The organism is Luteimonas sp. Soil_C_5, from assembly GCF_057656615.1.
The window spans coordinates 152959-166689 of the sequence record NZ_JBDGKA010000006.1 but is presented as its reverse complement, the minus strand read 5'-3'; the positions used below and the strand labels follow the sequence as shown (position 1 = coordinate 166689).

At 69.7% G+C, this 13731-nt stretch carries 11 protein-coding genes; 1 reads left to right on the top strand and 10 read right to left on the bottom strand.

What is annotated here, in order from left to right; all coding sequences use genetic code 11:
- Nucleotides 1-29: 29 nt before the first annotated feature.
- The 7 genes from AC3A5K_RS16240 to AC3A5K_RS16210 all read right to left on the bottom strand — a co-directional run bounded on the left by AC3A5K_RS16240 (nucleotide 30) and on the right by AC3A5K_RS16210 (nucleotide 8144).
- Nucleotides 30-1574 (bottom strand): 2-isopropylmalate synthase, encoded by a 1545-nt coding sequence (locus tag AC3A5K_RS16240; protein WP_487618594.1) that lies wholly within the window; start codon nucleotides 1572-1574, stop codon nucleotides 30-32.
- Nucleotides 1571-2737: a threonine dehydratase gene (locus tag AC3A5K_RS16235; protein WP_487618593.1), complete on the bottom strand. Its 1167-nt coding sequence runs from the start codon at nucleotides 2735-2737 to the stop codon at nucleotides 1571-1573. Before AC3A5K_RS16235 ends, AC3A5K_RS16240 begins: the two co-directional genes overlap by 4 nt.
- Before the next feature lie 7 nt (nucleotides 2738-2744).
- Complete coding sequence (locus tag AC3A5K_RS16230) at nucleotides 2745-3647, bottom strand: aminotransferase class IV (RefSeq protein WP_487618592.1); 903 nt, start codon at nucleotides 3645-3647, stop codon at nucleotides 2745-2747.
- A gap of 82 nt (nucleotides 3648-3729) precedes the next feature.
- Entirely contained in the window at nucleotides 3730-3966 is a 237-nt protein-coding gene (locus AC3A5K_RS16225) for an ACT domain-containing protein (protein WP_487618591.1), read from the bottom strand.
- Complete coding sequence (gene ilvG / locus AC3A5K_RS16220; protein WP_487618590.1) at nucleotides 3950-5722, bottom strand: acetolactate synthase 2 catalytic subunit; 1773 nt, start codon at nucleotides 5720-5722, stop codon at nucleotides 3950-3952. The genes AC3A5K_RS16225 and ilvG overlap by 17 nt, the downstream gene beginning before the upstream one ends.
- Nucleotides 5722-6723, bottom strand: coding sequence for a ketol-acid reductoisomerase (ilvC, locus tag AC3A5K_RS16215; protein ID WP_487618589.1), 1002 nt, complete (start codon nucleotides 6721-6723; stop codon nucleotides 5722-5724). Before ilvC ends, ilvG begins: the two co-directional genes overlap by 1 nt.
- A 332-nt stretch (nucleotides 6724-7055) precedes the next feature.
- Nucleotides 7056-8144, bottom strand: a complete 1089-nt coding sequence (locus tag AC3A5K_RS16210; protein ID WP_487618588.1) for a DNA topoisomerase IB — start codon at nucleotides 8142-8144, stop codon at nucleotides 7056-7058.
- Between the two features lie 119 nt (nucleotides 8145-8263).
- Here AC3A5K_RS16210 and AC3A5K_RS16205 point away from each other — a divergent pair, with 119 nt between their 5' ends.
- Nucleotides 8264-8626 carry a BON domain-containing protein gene (locus AC3A5K_RS16205; protein WP_487618587.1) on the top strand — a complete coding sequence of 121 codons (363 nt, stop codon included), beginning with the start codon at nucleotides 8264-8266 and terminating at the stop codon, nucleotides 8624-8626.
- A gap of 245 nt (nucleotides 8627-8871) precedes the next feature.
- Here the strand turns inward: AC3A5K_RS16205 and thrC are convergent, their stop codons facing one another.
- From thrC to thrA, 3 genes are read right to left on the bottom strand one after another with little or no spacing between them, the layout of a single operon-like run.
- Nucleotides 8872-10161 carry a threonine synthase gene (gene thrC / locus AC3A5K_RS16200; RefSeq protein WP_487618586.1) on the bottom strand — a complete coding sequence of 430 codons (1290 nt, stop codon included), beginning with the start codon at nucleotides 10159-10161 and terminating at the stop codon, nucleotides 8872-8874.
- Entirely contained in the window at nucleotides 10158-11129 is a 972-nt protein-coding gene (locus AC3A5K_RS16195; RefSeq protein ID WP_487618585.1) for a homoserine kinase, read from the bottom strand. The genes thrC and AC3A5K_RS16195 overlap by 4 nt, the downstream gene beginning before the upstream one ends.
- On the bottom strand, nucleotides 11126-13648 hold the full coding sequence (gene thrA / locus AC3A5K_RS16190; RefSeq protein ID WP_487618584.1) for a bifunctional aspartate kinase/homoserine dehydrogenase I: 2523 nt from the start codon (nucleotides 13646-13648) through the stop codon (nucleotides 11126-11128). The genes AC3A5K_RS16195 and thrA overlap by 4 nt, the downstream gene beginning before the upstream one ends.
- Nucleotides 13649-13731: the final 83 nt, after the last annotated feature.

Here is a 13731-nt window from a genome sequence, read left to right as displayed (position 1 = left end):
GCGCGCCTACGTAATGAGGAATGGGGCGATCAGGCGTGGGCGGCCTGCTGCGGCGTGGTCACGGCAGCGCGGCCACGCAGGATGCGGTTGGCGACGTCCAGCCAGGCGAGCGCGCTGGCCTCGATGATGTCGCGACTGGTGCCGGAACCGGTGTAATCGGCAACGCCGTGGCGTACGCCGAGGTTGGCCTCGCCGCGGGCGTCGCGGCCGATGCCGACGCTGTGCACCTGGTAGCTCTCCAGCGACAGTTCGACGCCGGTGGCGGCGGCCAGCGCGGCGAACAGGGCATCGACCGGGCCATCGCCCAGTGCGCTCTCGACGATAGTGCGGCCCTCGGGATCCGACAGCTCGACCTGCGCACTGGCGCGCTGGCCGCGGTCGCTGACGGTCATCGACGCCAGCCGGAAGCCCTGGCTCTGCACGCCGCCGTTCATCAGCCGCTCCAGGTCGTCGTCATCGACCACGCGCTGTTCTTCGCACAGTGTCTTGAACGCCTCGAAGACCTGGTCCATCTGGCCGTCCTCGAGTGTGTAGCCCAGCGCCCGCAGGCGATGGCCCACGGCGGCGCGGCCGCTGTGACGGCCCAGCACCATCTTCGAATCGGGCCAGCCGACATCGGCCGGATTCATGATTTCGTAGGTGCCGCGGTGGCGCAGCATGCCGTGCTGGTGGATGCCGGATTCGTGCGCGAACGCGTTGTCGCCAACGATCGCCTTGTTGCGCTGCACGGGCATGCCGATCAGCCGGGTCAGCAGCTGCGAGGTCGGGACCAGGCGGCGCGTGTCGATCCGCGTGTCCAGGTTGTAGTAAGCGTTGCGGACCTTCAGCGCCATCGCCAGTTCCTCGACCGCGCAGTTGCCGGCGCGCTCGCCGATGCCGTTGATCGTGCACTCGACCTGGCGCGCGCCGCCTTCGATCGCGGCCAGCGAATTGGCGACGGCCAGGCCCAGGTCGTTGTGGCAGTGCGCGCTGAAGACGACGTCGCGTGCGCCGGGAATGCCGGCGATCAGGCGCTGGAACAGGCCGCGGATCTCGTCGGGCGTGGTGTAGCCCAGCGTGTCGGGCACGTTGATGGTGGTCGCGCCATGAGCGATCGCGACCGCGATCGATTCGGCCAGGAAATCCTCTTCGGTGCGGGTGCCGTCCTCGGCCGAGAACTCGACGTCGTCGATCAGCCGCCGCGCATGGGCGACGTTGCGGGCGATCGAGTCCAGCACCTCGTCCTTGCCCATGCGCAGCTTGTGCTCGCGGTGCAGCGGGCTGGTCGACAGGAAGACGTGCAGCCGCGGGTTGGCGGCGCCTTCGAGCGCACGCGCCGACGCTTCGATGTCGGCCGGCAGGCAGCGCGACAGCACGGCCAGCGTGGGCCGGCGGACTTCGCGTGCGATCAGGCGCGCCGACTCGCGGTCGGATTCGGAGCTCGCCGGGAATCCGGTTTCGATGATGTCGACGCCCAGCGCATCGAGCGCGCGCGCCATCACCACCTTCTGCTGCGGCGACATGCTGCAGCCGGGCGACTGTTCGCCGTCGCGCAGCGTGGTGTCGAAAATTCGGATGATGTCGGGTGAAGTCATGCGGGAACGTCCTCGGGAATACGGTGCGGCGTGCGTTCGGTCGTGCTGGCGTGCGGGGGCGAGGGACGAAGTCGGGGTTCGCCGCCTGCCGCAGCGGACGAGGCGCGTGGGCTCAGATCGTTGCGCCGGCGCGGCACCGCGACCGGCACGACCGCTGCCAGCACGCGCGCGGCATCGGTGTCGCGCACGCGCCGGCGCGGCTTGCGCGGTGGACGCGGCCGCACATCGGACAGCAGCCGCGCCAGCACGCCGGCATCGACGTTGCCGCCGGACACCACCGCGACCTTGCGCTTGCCGGCAACGCGCCGGCCGGCCGCCAGCGCCAGTGCGCCGGCGCCTTCGGCGATGACGTGTTCTTCCAGCGCCAGGCGCACCAGCGTCTCGCGCAGTTCCGCCTCGCGCACGATGACGATGTCGTCGAGCAGATCGGCCAGCAGGCCGCGGGTGATGTGGCCGGCGTCCTTGACCCGTACGCCGTCGGCCAGGGTGGCCACCGGATCGAAGGGGGCGTGGTCGCCGCGCAACACGCGGGCCATCGCATCCACGCCTTCGACCTGCGCGCCGACGATGCGCACGCCCTGCGATTTCAGGGCCAGCGCCACACCCGAGGCCAGGCCGCCGCCGCCGATCGGCACGATGACCACATCCGGCGTCAGCACCGAGGCGATTTCCAGACCGACCGTGCCCTGGCCGGCGATCACGTCGACATCGTCGAACGCGGACAGCAGGCGGAAGCCGTTCTGCGCGGCCAGTTCGGCGGCGAACGCCTTGGCTTCGTCGTAGGTCTCGCCGTGCAGGCGCACGGTCGCGCCCCAGTGGGCGACGCCGGCGACCTTGGTCTCGGGCGCGGTCCTGGGCATCACCGTGATTGCCGGTACGCCCAGCCGGTACGCGGCCCAGGCCATGCCCTGCGCGTGGTTGCCGGCCGAGGCGGTGATGACCATGCGGTCGTCACCACGTTCGCGGGCAGCCAGCAGCGCGTTCAACGCGCCGCGCACCTTGTAGGACCCCGTGCGCTGCAGGTTCTCCAGCTTCAGCCAGCAGCCGAAGCGCTCGGCGTAGTGCATGGGCGTGACGTCGAGATAGCGGCGCAGCCGCGCCTGCGCCGCCAGCACATCGCTGGCGGTGACACGGGGAGCGCGGCGTACGTCGGAATCCGTCATGTCGGGCTCAGACGGCCGTCAGCCAGCCGCGACCGGTCTCGGCTTCGCCGTGCACTACGCGCGCGTACAGCGCAGCCAGCTCGCGGGTCACCGGGTTGTCGCCGTAGCTGCGGTCCTCGATGGCGTGCACCGGTGCGACTTCGGCGGCGGTGCCGCAGGCGAACACTTCGTCGGCGTCGCGCAGTTCGTCGACGGTGACCGCACGCGCGTCGGCGCCGGTCAACGCGATCAGCGTGTCGCGGGTGATGCCCGGCAGCGCGTCACGATGCGTCACCGACGTCACTCGCCCGTCCTTGACCAAAAACACGTTGGCGCCGGTGCATTCGACGACGAAACCGTCGGCATCGGTGAACAGCGCTTCGTCGAAGCCGCGCGCCTTGCTCTCGCGCTTGGCCAGGATGGAGTTGATGTAGGCGCCGCACAGCTTCAGCGGCGGCAGCGAATCCGCCGGATTGCGCCGCCACGTGCTGATGCCCAGCCGTGCGCGCTTGCCGGCCAGATGCACCTGGGTGGCGGTGGTGGCGACCATCAGATGTTCGGTGTGGCCCTCGACGTCGAGACCGAAGCTGCCCTCGCCGAACCACGCCAGCGGGCGGATGTAGGCATCGCGGTGGCGGTTCGCACGCAGCGTCGCCAGCACGGCGTCGGTGGCCTGCGCGGGATCGAACTGCATGCCCAGCAGCGCCGCGCCTTCGCGCATGCGCGCCATGTGTTCGGGCAGGCGGAACACCGAGGCGCCGTCGGCGGTCGCATAGGCGCGGATGCCTTCGAACACGCCGCTGCCGTAGTGCATCGCATGCGTGGTCAGGCCGGCCTGCAGCGCGTCGATGTCGCACAGCGCGCCGTCGAACCAGGCCTGGGGTTTGGGCGCCGACGCGGCGTCGGAGATGGGGGTGACGGTGGCGGTCATGGTGATTCCGTCTGATTGGGGCAGCCCCCGTCATTCCCGTCTGCGCGGGAATGACGGACAGGAAACGATGCGGGATCGACAGTCACCCGCACGGCGACACCTCCACCGACAGGCAGTCGTAGAGCTTGGCCAGCTGGCCTTGCAATGCGCTCGCCGCGCGGTCGCCCTCGACGGTCATGCGCAGGTTCCAGCGATCGCCGTCGCCCCGGGCATCGCCCTCGAACGACACGGTGCGGAAACCGCGCCGCTCGGTGGTGCCCAGCACGCGCACCAGCGCACCTTCCGCGTGGCGCAGGGTCATCTCACACTGGTAACGCATGGCTTGCCTCCTTCGAAGTGGCGGCGGCGGTGGATCCGGCAACGGGCGCGGCCGCGGCGCCGACATCGAGCGAAGCGACTTCGTCGGCGTCGAGCATCTGCGCGTTGTTGTGGTTGGGCGGCACCAGCGGCCAGACGTTGGCCGCGGTATCGATGGCGACGTGCAGCAGCGCCGGGCCATCGGCCGCCAGCAGTGCGGCCAGTGCGGATTCGACATCGGCGGCCTTGTCGACCGACAGCGCCTGGATACCGAATGCGCGCGCGACCTCGGCGAAGTCGGGGTTGTCGGACAGATCGATCTCGGAATAGCGGCGCTCGAAGAACAGTTCCTGCCACTGGCGCACCATGCCCAGCGCCTGGTTGTCGAGCAGGATGATCTTCACCGGCAGCCGGTAGCGACGCAGCGTCGCCAGCTCCTGCACGTTCATCAGGAAGGACCCGTCGCCGCTGACGCAGACCACGCGCCGCGACGGATCTTCCATCTGCGCGCCGATCGCCGCCGGCAGGCCGAAGCCCATCGCACCCAGCGCACCGCTGGTCAGATGCTTGCGCGGATGATCGAAGCGCCAATGCTGCGCGACCCACATCTGATGCTGGCCGACATCGCAGGCGACGGTCGCGTCGGGCGCCAGCTCGCTCATGCGCTTCAGCAGCGCCGGCGCGAACACCTTGTCGCCAGGGGCGTCGTAGCGCGCGGCGAACCGGGTGCGGTGCTGGTCGCACAGCGCACGCCAGTCGGCACGCGCAGCGGCGTGGCGGCCCTGCATCTGCGCCGCACACGGGGCGGCCAGTCGCGCCAGGCTGGTGGCGACATTGCCGCAGACCGCGACATCGGTCGCGCGCAGCTTGCCGATCTCGCAGTCGTCGCCGTCCAGATGGACGATCCGCGCGTGCGGCGCGAACTCGTTGAGCTTGCCGGTCGCGCGATCGTCGAAGCGCGCACCGACCACGATCAGCAGATCGGATTCCTGCACGGCCAGATTCGCTGCGCGCGTGCCGTGCATGCCCAGCATGCCCAGATTGGCCGGGTGCGCCGGGGGCAGCGCGCCGAGGCCGCGCAGGGTCAGCACGGTGGGGATGCCGGTCAGGTCCGCGAACTCGCGGAACGCGTCCAGTGCATCGCCCAGGATGATGCCGCCGCCGCCGTAGACGACGGGGCGTTCGGCCTGCGAGATCATCGCCGCGGCCTGGTGCAGCGCGTGGTCTTCGCAGCCCGGCATGGCATCGGCCTGCGACGGGACATGGGCGCCCAGATGCGCGGCATCGCCGATCTGCACGTCCTTCGGCAGATCGATCAGCACCGGGCCGGGACGACCCGAGCGCGCGATGCGGAAGGCTTCGGCGACGACGCGCGGCAGGTCGTCGACGCTGCGCAGCAGGAAGCTGTGCTTGACGATCGGCAGGGTCATGCCGAACACGTCCAGTTCCTGGAATGCATCGGTGCCCAGCAGCGGCGTCGCCACCTGGCCGGTGATGACGACCATCGGCACCGAGTCCAGCATCGCATCGGCGATGCCGGTGATCAGGTTCGAGGCGCCCGGGCCGGAGGTGGCCACGCAGACACCGACGCGCCCGCTGGCCCGTGCGAACCCGTTCGCGGCGAACGCCGCGCCCTGTTCGTGGCGGACCAGTACGTGCTTCAGCGACGCGCCGTGCAGCGCGTCATAGAAGGGCATGATCGCGCCGCCCGGATAGCCGAAGATCGTGTCGACGCCTTCGGCCTCCAGGGCCTGCACCAGCCAGCGGGCGCCGTTCATCAGGCGGCCTCTTTCCGCGGACCGGGCGCGGTGGCGGCATCGGCCTCGGCGTTGAGCCAGACCATCTTGGCGCGCAGCTCGCGACCCACCTGCTCGATCGGATGATCGAAATCGGCCTGCTTGAACTTCTTGTAGTTCGGCAGGCCCGCTTCGTATTCGGCGACCCAGTTCTTGGTGAAGGTGCCGTTCTGGATGTCGGTCAGCACGTCCTTCATGCGCGCCTTGACGCTGGCATCGATGACCCGCGGTCCGCTGACGTAATCTCCGTACTGCGCGGTCTCGGACACGAACTCCAGCATCCGGGTGATGCCGCCTTCGTAAAACAGATCGACGATCAGCTTCAGCTCGTGCAGCACTTCGTAGTACGCGATCTCGGGCTGGTAACCGGCTTCGACCAGCGTCTCGAAACCGGCCTGCACCAGCGACGACGCGCCGCCGCATAGCACGGCCTGCTCGCCGAACAGATCGGTTTCGGTTTCTTCCTTGAACGTGGTCTTGATGATGTTGGCGCGCGCGCCGCCCAGGCCCGCGGCGTAGGTCAGTGCCAGCTGCTCGGCGTTTCCGGTGGGGTCCTGGTGCACGGCGTAGATGCACGGCACGCCGCGGCCGATCTCGTACTCGCGGCGCACCAGCGCGCCCGGGCCCTTGGGCGCGACCAGGACGACATCCAGATCCGCGCGCGGCGCGATCATGTCGAAGTGCACGTTGAGGCCGTGGGCGAACAGCAGGCAGGCGCCCTGCTTCATGTGCGGCGCCAGCACGTCGGCATACAGCTGCTTCTGCACCATGTCGGGCGTCAGCACCGCGACCAGATCGGCATTGGCGACGGCTTCGGCAGGCGTCTTCGCGATGAAGCCGTCGGCCTTGGCCTTCTGTTCGGTGGGGCCGCCGGGACGCAGGCCGATGGTGACGTCGAAACCGGAATCACGCAGGTTCAGCGCATGCGCGCGGCCCTGGCTGCCGTAGCCGACGATGGCGATGGTGGGTCTGGACTGGGACATGGAAGGATCCGTGGTGGGAAACGTGCGGTGGGTGGATGAGCGGGGGATGGGCGAAAAAAAACCCCGCGCCTCTCGGCGCGGGGTTCAGGTTCTTTCGACCTTGGGTGTCTGCTTCTAACTGCTACGCAAACCCCATCCCCGCGCCTGTCCGGACGGTAATAAGGAGTACGAGAAGAAGGAGGCTGGTCGTGATGACGAACGGCCGCAGACCGGCGCCGTGATCGGCGACCTGGATCTTCTGCGGAGGGGTGCTGCGCTGCGTCATGGATCCGAGAAAACCATGGGCGTATACGGCGTGTCAACAGTTACTTCGTCAACCAAACGCCCTGGCATCAACGCCTCCGCGCCGCGCGGTGTTGGCGTCGCAGCAGTTTCAGGCACGCGCCTTCCCACTGCCGCGCGCCGCGCGCATTGCCTGCTGCGCGTTGCAGGGTGCCGTCGCGCCAGGCGACGTACAGCACCGGATCGATATAGGCCTTGCGCGCGACGGAGACGGTGTTGCCGAGCGCGTCGGCCACGTCGGCGACGACGATCTTCTCCTGCATCGCCAACGCACGTTCGCTGGGGTCGCGGCCCTGCTTGCCTTCGGGCAACGGCATCGCCGCAAACCGGCGGAAGGCCATCAAGGTGCCACCCCAGGTGCGGAAATCCTTGGCGGTAAAGGGGCCGCCCATTGCGTCGCGCAGGTAGTCGTTGACCATGCCCGAATCGATGCCATGCCGTTCGCCATCGTCGTCGAGATACTGGAACAGCGCCTGCCCCGGCAATTGCTGCACCTTGCGCACCAGACGCGTCAGCTTGGCATCGTCGAGGGTGATTTCCTGTTCCTGCCCGCTCTTGCCGCGGAACTTGAGGCGTGCACGTCCGGCACGTGCCAGTTCGAAATGCCGGTTGCGCAAGGTGGTGAGTCCGAACGAGCCGTTGCTGCGCGTGTAGCTGTCGTTGCCGACGCGGACGAAGGTCTGCGCCATCAGCGAGACCACGATCGCAAGGACCTTGTCGCGCTGCAGACCCGGCAGTGCGAGATCGCGTCGCAGCGTGCGGCGCAGCTTCGGCAACGCGGTCGCGAACGCGACGATGCGATCGAACTTGCCGTCGCCGCGCACCTCGCTCCAGTCGGCGTGATAGCGGTACTGCTTGCGTCCACGCGCGTCACGACCGGTCGCCTGCAGATGTCCGTTCGCACGTGCGCAGATCCACACATCGGTGTACGCCGGCGGGACCGCGAGCTTGCGTGCGCGCTCCAGCGTGTCCGCATCGCGGACGGGTTTTCCGTCCGGATCGCGATAGGCGAATCCCTTGCCCGCGCGGATGCGGCGCAGGCCGGGTTCGGTATCGCTGACCCAGCGCAGACCTGCGAGTCGGGCGATGCGCGCGGCATCGTCGGCGGGGGTGTCGGACCTGGCGGATGACTTGGGCATGGCAGGCAGATAGCAACGCACGGATCAGGCTTTCGTGAACGGCTGTAGCACGGCTTCACCTCGTTGGCACGTTCGGGTGCGGAGACTCGCTGCCACACAAACCATCGGAGTACTCGACGATGAATGCCACCCGTTTCAGCAAGACCCTGATGTCGTCCGCGATTGCCGGCGCGATGCTCTTCGCCGGCGCAGCGGTCGCCCAGGAGACCGCGGACCGTTCGGAGCAGACCACCGCTGCGCACACGGAGTCGCAGCAGCCGATGTCCGACACCTGGATCACCACTAAGGTGAAGGCCGGTCTGCTCGCCGAGAGCGACGTGTCGGGCCTCGACATTAGCGTCGAGACCGCCAACGGCACGGTGAGCCTGTCGGGCGACGTCGAGACCCAGGCACAGATCGATCGCGCCTCGGCAGTTGCCCGCGAAATCGAGGGCGTCCGCGCCGTCGACGCCAAGCAGCTCAAGGTCAATCCGGCCCGCTGATCGCGGTCCAGACGCCTCCCGTCCTTCCAGGGGCGGGAGGCGTTTTCGTGTGTGGAATCCGCAGTCGCGTGTTGTGGATCAGCTGGCGCTCGCCAGGCAGGGCATCGCTGCGGACGTTCCAATGCGCCGGGTTCGCAGGCCTGTGTTTTCAGCGTCGGCCTCGGCATTCGGGCGTGCTGACAGAGCCAAGATCTCGATGCGGCAGTTCGCGATACCGCTGGATTCGCTTTCGACCCTGTCGAAGTTCAGTCCGCCATCAGCGCCGCCCGCAGCGCCGGAAATGTGGCGTCCAGCGACGCGCTCTGCGCCGGCCGTGCGAGACCGTCCGCCAATGCGCGGGGCACGGTCACGGGTCTGCCGATCAGCGGCTCGACGATGGTCTCGAATTTCGCCGGATGCGCGGTAGCAACCACCGCCCAGTCGCGCGTATCGCCGGCGACGCGCAATGTTTCCAGCACATGCAGTGCCGTGGCGGTATGCGGGCAGGCGACGATGCCGTGCCGCGCAGGTGCGGCCTCGATGGTTGCGCGGATCGTCGCGTCGTCGACGGTCGTCGCCTGCAACGCGGCGCGCAGGGTGGCATCGTCGGCGAACCAGTGGCGCAGACGCTCGATGTTGCTGGGTGCGCCGACATCCATCGCATTCGCCAGCGTCGCGCGTGTCGGCTGCGGCGCGTAGTCCGCACCTGCCAGGAAACGCGGCAGCGTGTCGTTGGCATTGCACGCAAGCCGCAGACCACCGATCGGCGCGCCCATGCGCTGTGCGACCAGGGCCGCGCAGGCGTTGCCCAGGTTGCCCGTCGGGACGACGAAGTGCAGCGGACGTCCGGTCGCCGCGTGGTGCAGGGACGCGGCATGCGCGTAATAGGCGGCTTGCGGCAACAGCCGGCCCAGGCTGATGCTGTTGGCCGACCCCAGCGGACGCTCGGCGCGCAGCGCGGGATCGGACAGGGCCTGCTTCGCCAGTCGCTGGCAGTCGTCGAACGTGCCGTCGATGCGATAGGCCTGCACGTTGTCGCCCCAGCATTCGAGGCCATGCGCCTGGCGCGGCGACACCTTGCCGTCGGGATACAGGATCGCGACGCGGAAGCCCGGGCGGCGATGGAATGCGGCGGCTACCGCGGCGCCGGTATCGCCAGAGGTCGCGACGATGATCGTGGTCGCCGGTGCGTCGGGCGCGCGCAAGGCACCCAGCGCCGCAGCGAGAAAGCGCGCGGCGTAATCCTTGAAGGCGGCGGTAGGGCCGTGGAACAGCTCGAGCACATGGTCGCCAGGCCCGTGCAGTGGGCGGAGCGGCGCATCGAATGCGAAGGCGTCACTGCACAGGGCAGGCAACTGCGCGCGCAGGCGTGAGGTCGCCAGATAGGGGGCGAGCACGGCCTCGGCGGTGTCGGCGAGCGTCGCGCGCGGAGTCGTCAGATCGATCTGCGGGATCGATTCGGGCACATAGAGCCCGCCGTCCGGCGCCAGCCCGGCGACCAGGGCCGCATCGAACGTGGTCGGCGGGACACCGCCGCGCGTGCTGACGTAGTTCATGCGGCGACGCCTGCGCGCGCGTCGTTGAGCTGTGCAGGTTCGACGAGATCCGCGCGCGGCCCGGCGACCGGCGAGACGTAGGCGCGGGCATCGACACCGGCGTCTACGAAGGCCGCGCGCATGTCGGCGGCGGCCGCCTGTGCGGCCGACCGGGAATCGAACCACGCGAACACACTCGGGCCGCCGCCGGAGATGCTGGCGCCGATCGCATCGTGGTCGAAGGCCGCCGCCTGCACCGCACGGAACCCCGGGATCAGCGCCGCGCGTCGCGGTTCGACCAGCACGTCGCGCAGGCCGGCGCGCATCAGATCGAGGTCGCCGCGCTGCAGACCGGTCAGGAACAGGCCCAGATGCGTGCTGTGCACGACCACGGTGTGCAGGTCGAACGGTTCGGCGAGCACCGCGCGCGAACGCCGGGTCTCGAGCACCTGGTCGGGATGCACGACGGCCGCATACAGCCAGTCGGGCGTGTCCAGCCGGATCGCGCGCTCGCCGGTCGCCATCGCCACGCCGCCGAGCAGCATCGGTGCGACGTTATCGCCGTGGCGGCTGCCGCTGGCGATGGCCTCGCCATCGAGTGCGAACGGATACAGCGCCTCGCGCGTCAGCGGTGCGTCGAGCAGCGCATTGGCCGCGACCAGCGCCGCCACACACGACGCCGCCGAACCACCGAGACCGGAGCCGAGCGGAATGCCCTTGTGCAGTTCGATCTCGAAGCCGTGATCCAGCGCCAGCGCATCGCGCAGGGCGATCAGGGCGCGCCCGGCGGTGTTGGCCGGTGCTTCCAGCGGCAGGCGGTCGACGCCGGTCACGGCACCGTGGATCGCGGCGATGCGCACGGTGCCCGCGTCGATGCGCCGCACGGTCGCGATGTCACGCGGGCCGTCGATGACGTGTCCGAGCAGGTCGAAGCCCACGCCGATGTTGCCGACACTGGCCGGCGCGAAGGCGGTCGCGCTGTGGCTCATGCGGGCCTCCGCGGACCGGCGCCCAGCGACTGGGCGATGGTCAGCACGTCGCCGAACACGCCGGCCGCGGTGACCTGGGGGCCGGCGCCCGGACCCTGGACGACCAGCGGATTGTCGGCGTAGCGGGTGGTGGTGAACTGCACGAGGTTGTCCGTCAGGCGGGTATGCATGCACGCATGATCGGCCGGAAGCGCCTGCACGCCAACCGTGGCGCGCCCGTCGCGGTCCAGCTTGGCGATGTGGCGCAGGCCGCAACCCGACGCGCGCGCAGCGTCGAGCCGGGCCTGCATCGGTGCATCCAGCGTGTCGAGCCGGGCGAGGAAAGTGTCGACATCGACGTCGCGCAGGTCCGGCGGCACCAGGCTTTCGATGTCCACATCGGCCAGCGACAGCGGGCGACCGGATTCGCGCGCGAGGATCACCAGCTTGCGCGCGACGTCCAGGCCCGACAGGTCGTCGCGCGGATCGGGTTCGGTGTAGCCCAGCGCGCGGGCTTCGCGCACGAGTTCGGAAAACGGACGGCTGCCGTCGTAGCTGTTGAACAGCCAGGCCAGCGTGCCCGACAGCATGCCGTCGATGCCGTGCAGCGTGTCGCCGGTATCGATGAGGTTGCGCAGTGTCAGCACGACCGGCAGCCCCGCACCGACGGTTGCCTCGTAGAGAAATCTGCTGCTGCCCTGGCGGCGCGCATCGGCAATCGCCGCATAGCGCGACCAGTCGCCGCTGCCCGCGTGCTTGTTCGGCGTGACCACGTGGATGCCTGCCGCAAGCCAGTCCGCGTACTTCGCGGCGACCGCATCGCTGGCGCTGCAGTCCACGATCATCGCGTGCGGCAGATGTCCGGCGCGGACGTGCGCGACGAAGACGTCGAGATCGCAGATCTGCGCGTCGTGCGCCTGCAGGCGCGCGGCGGCGGTGGCCGGATCCATCGCGAGCTCGTCGAGCGCCATGTGCCGGCTCGACGCGATGCCGCGCAGCCGCAGATCGACGCCCGAGCGCGCGCGCAGGCCCGGCAGCACCTCGGCCAGCTGAGAGAGCAGCGCGTTGCCGACATGGCCGGGGCCGATGACGCCGACCGAGACCGTCTGCGGCGACAGCCAGAACGCGGCATGCGCGGCGCGCAGGGCGCGGGTGGCGTCGTCCTGCGCGATCGCGACCGAGATATTGCGTTCGCTCGCGCCCTGGGCGATCGCGCGGATGTTGACGTGCGCCTGGGCCAGCCCTTCGAACAGCCGCGCGGCGACGCCCTGGGTGCCGACCATGCCGTCGCCGACCGCTGCCAGCACGCACAGGTCGCGGGTCACCGCGACGCCCTGCGCCTGGCCATCGGCAATCGCGTCGGCGAAGGCCTCGACGATCGCAACGCGTCCGCGCTCGGCCTGGTCGGCGCGCACGACGCAGCAGATCGTGTGTTCCGACGAACCCTGCGAGATCATCGTCACCGACACGCCGGCGCCATGCAGCGCCGCGAACAGGCGTTCGGCCATGCCGGGCACGCCGACCATGCCGTTGCCGACGAGCTCGAGCACGGCGACATCGCGCACCAGAGTCAGGCCCTTGACCGGCGACGCCGCGGGCACGCCGTCGGGCGCGATCAGCGTGCCGGGCGCGGCGGGGTTGCGGCTGTTGCGGATGCGCACCGGCACGCCGCGCGCCTGTACCGGCGCCAGCGTCTGCGGATGCAGCACTTTCGCGCCGAAGTAGGCGAGTTCGCAGGCTTCGGCGTAGGACATCGTGTCCAGGCACACGGCGTCGGGCACCAGACGCGGGTCGGCCGACAGCACGCCGTCGACGTCGGTCCAGATAGTCAGTGCCTCGGCATCGAACAGGTTGGCGAAGATCGCCGCGGAGTAGTCGCTGCCGTTGCGGCCCAGCGTGGTGGCATGGCCCTGCGCATCGCTGGCGACGAAGCCGGTGATGACGACATCGCGCGGTGCGTGTGCCAGTCGCCATTGCGCCAGCCTCGCCCGGCTTGCGTCCCAGTCGACGACGGCGCCCATCTCGCCGGCCTGCACCACCAGCACATCGCGTGCGTCGAGGCGCAGCCAGCCGTCGCCCAGCGCCGCCTGCACCAGGCGCGACGACAGCAGCTCGCCGCAGCCGTGGACGCGGGCGGTCAGCAGGGTGGCGTCGCCGTCTGCGCGGCCGAGCGCCTGCAGATCGTCGGCCAGCTGCGAGAACTCCGCCTCAAGCGCCGCATGCAGCGCGCCGTTGCCACCGGCTTCGAAGGCGCCGGCGGTGTCGAGGTGACGCTGGCGCAGGGCGTCCCAGCCGGGCTTCCAGTCGTCGCCTGCCACTGCGGCGTCGGCGAGCGCGACCAGCGCATTGGTCGCGCCATGCATCGCCGACACGACCACCGGCCGCAGCCGCGCATCGGCTGCGATCAGGCCGCCCAGGGCGCCGATGCACGTGGCATCGGCGAGGCTGCTGCCCCCGAACTTGTGGACATGGCAGGTCAGCCCCGGTGCTTTCGACGGGGCGGCAACGTGTGCGACTTTGGACAGGGCGGCGGACGACATCTTGGAGCTCCGGTAGGGCTCCGCGTCTTCGCTCGGGAGGGATCGCGGATCCGCATCCCGGGGCGGGGATGCGGAGCGGGCGA

Excerpts from the sequence above, each read along its gene's own strand:
- AC3A5K_RS16225 (WP_487618591.1), bottom strand. The coding sequence starts at position 3,966 with ATGCGTTACCAGTGTGAGATGACCCTGCGCCACGCGGAAGGTGCGCTG.
- AC3A5K_RS16205 (WP_487618587.1), top strand. The coding sequence starts at position 8,264 with ATGAATGCCACCCGTTTCAGCAAGACCCTGATGTCGTCCGCGATTGCC.
- ilvC (WP_487618589.1), bottom strand. The coding sequence starts at position 6,723 with ATGTCCCAGTCCAGACCCACCATCGCCATCGTCGGCTACGGCAGCCAG.
- thrA (WP_487618584.1), bottom strand. The coding sequence starts at position 13,648 with ATGTCGTCCGCCGCCCTGTCCAAAGTCGCACACGTTGCCGCCCCGTCG.
- ilvG (WP_487618590.1), bottom strand. The coding sequence starts at position 5,722 with ATGAACGGCGCCCGCTGGCTGGTGCAGGCCCTGGAGGCCGAAGGCGTC.
- AC3A5K_RS16210 (WP_487618588.1), bottom strand. The coding sequence starts at position 8,144 with ATGCCCAAGTCATCCGCCAGGTCCGACACCCCCGCCGACGATGCCGCG.
- AC3A5K_RS16235 (WP_487618593.1), bottom strand. The coding sequence starts at position 2,737 with ATGACGGATTCCGACGTACGCCGCGCTCCCCGTGTCACCGCCAGCGAT.
- AC3A5K_RS16240 (WP_487618594.1), bottom strand. The coding sequence starts at position 1,574 with ATGACTTCACCCGACATCATCCGAATTTTCGACACCACGCTGCGCGAC.
- AC3A5K_RS16230 (WP_487618592.1), bottom strand. The coding sequence starts at position 3,647 with ATGACCGCCACCGTCACCCCCATCTCCGACGCCGCGTCGGCGCCCAAA.
- AC3A5K_RS16195 (WP_487618585.1), bottom strand. The coding sequence starts at position 11,129 with ATGAGCCACAGCGCGACCGCCTTCGCGCCGGCCAGTGTCGGCAACATC.
- thrC (WP_487618586.1), bottom strand. The coding sequence starts at position 10,161 with ATGAACTACGTCAGCACGCGCGGCGGTGTCCCGCCGACCACGTTCGAT.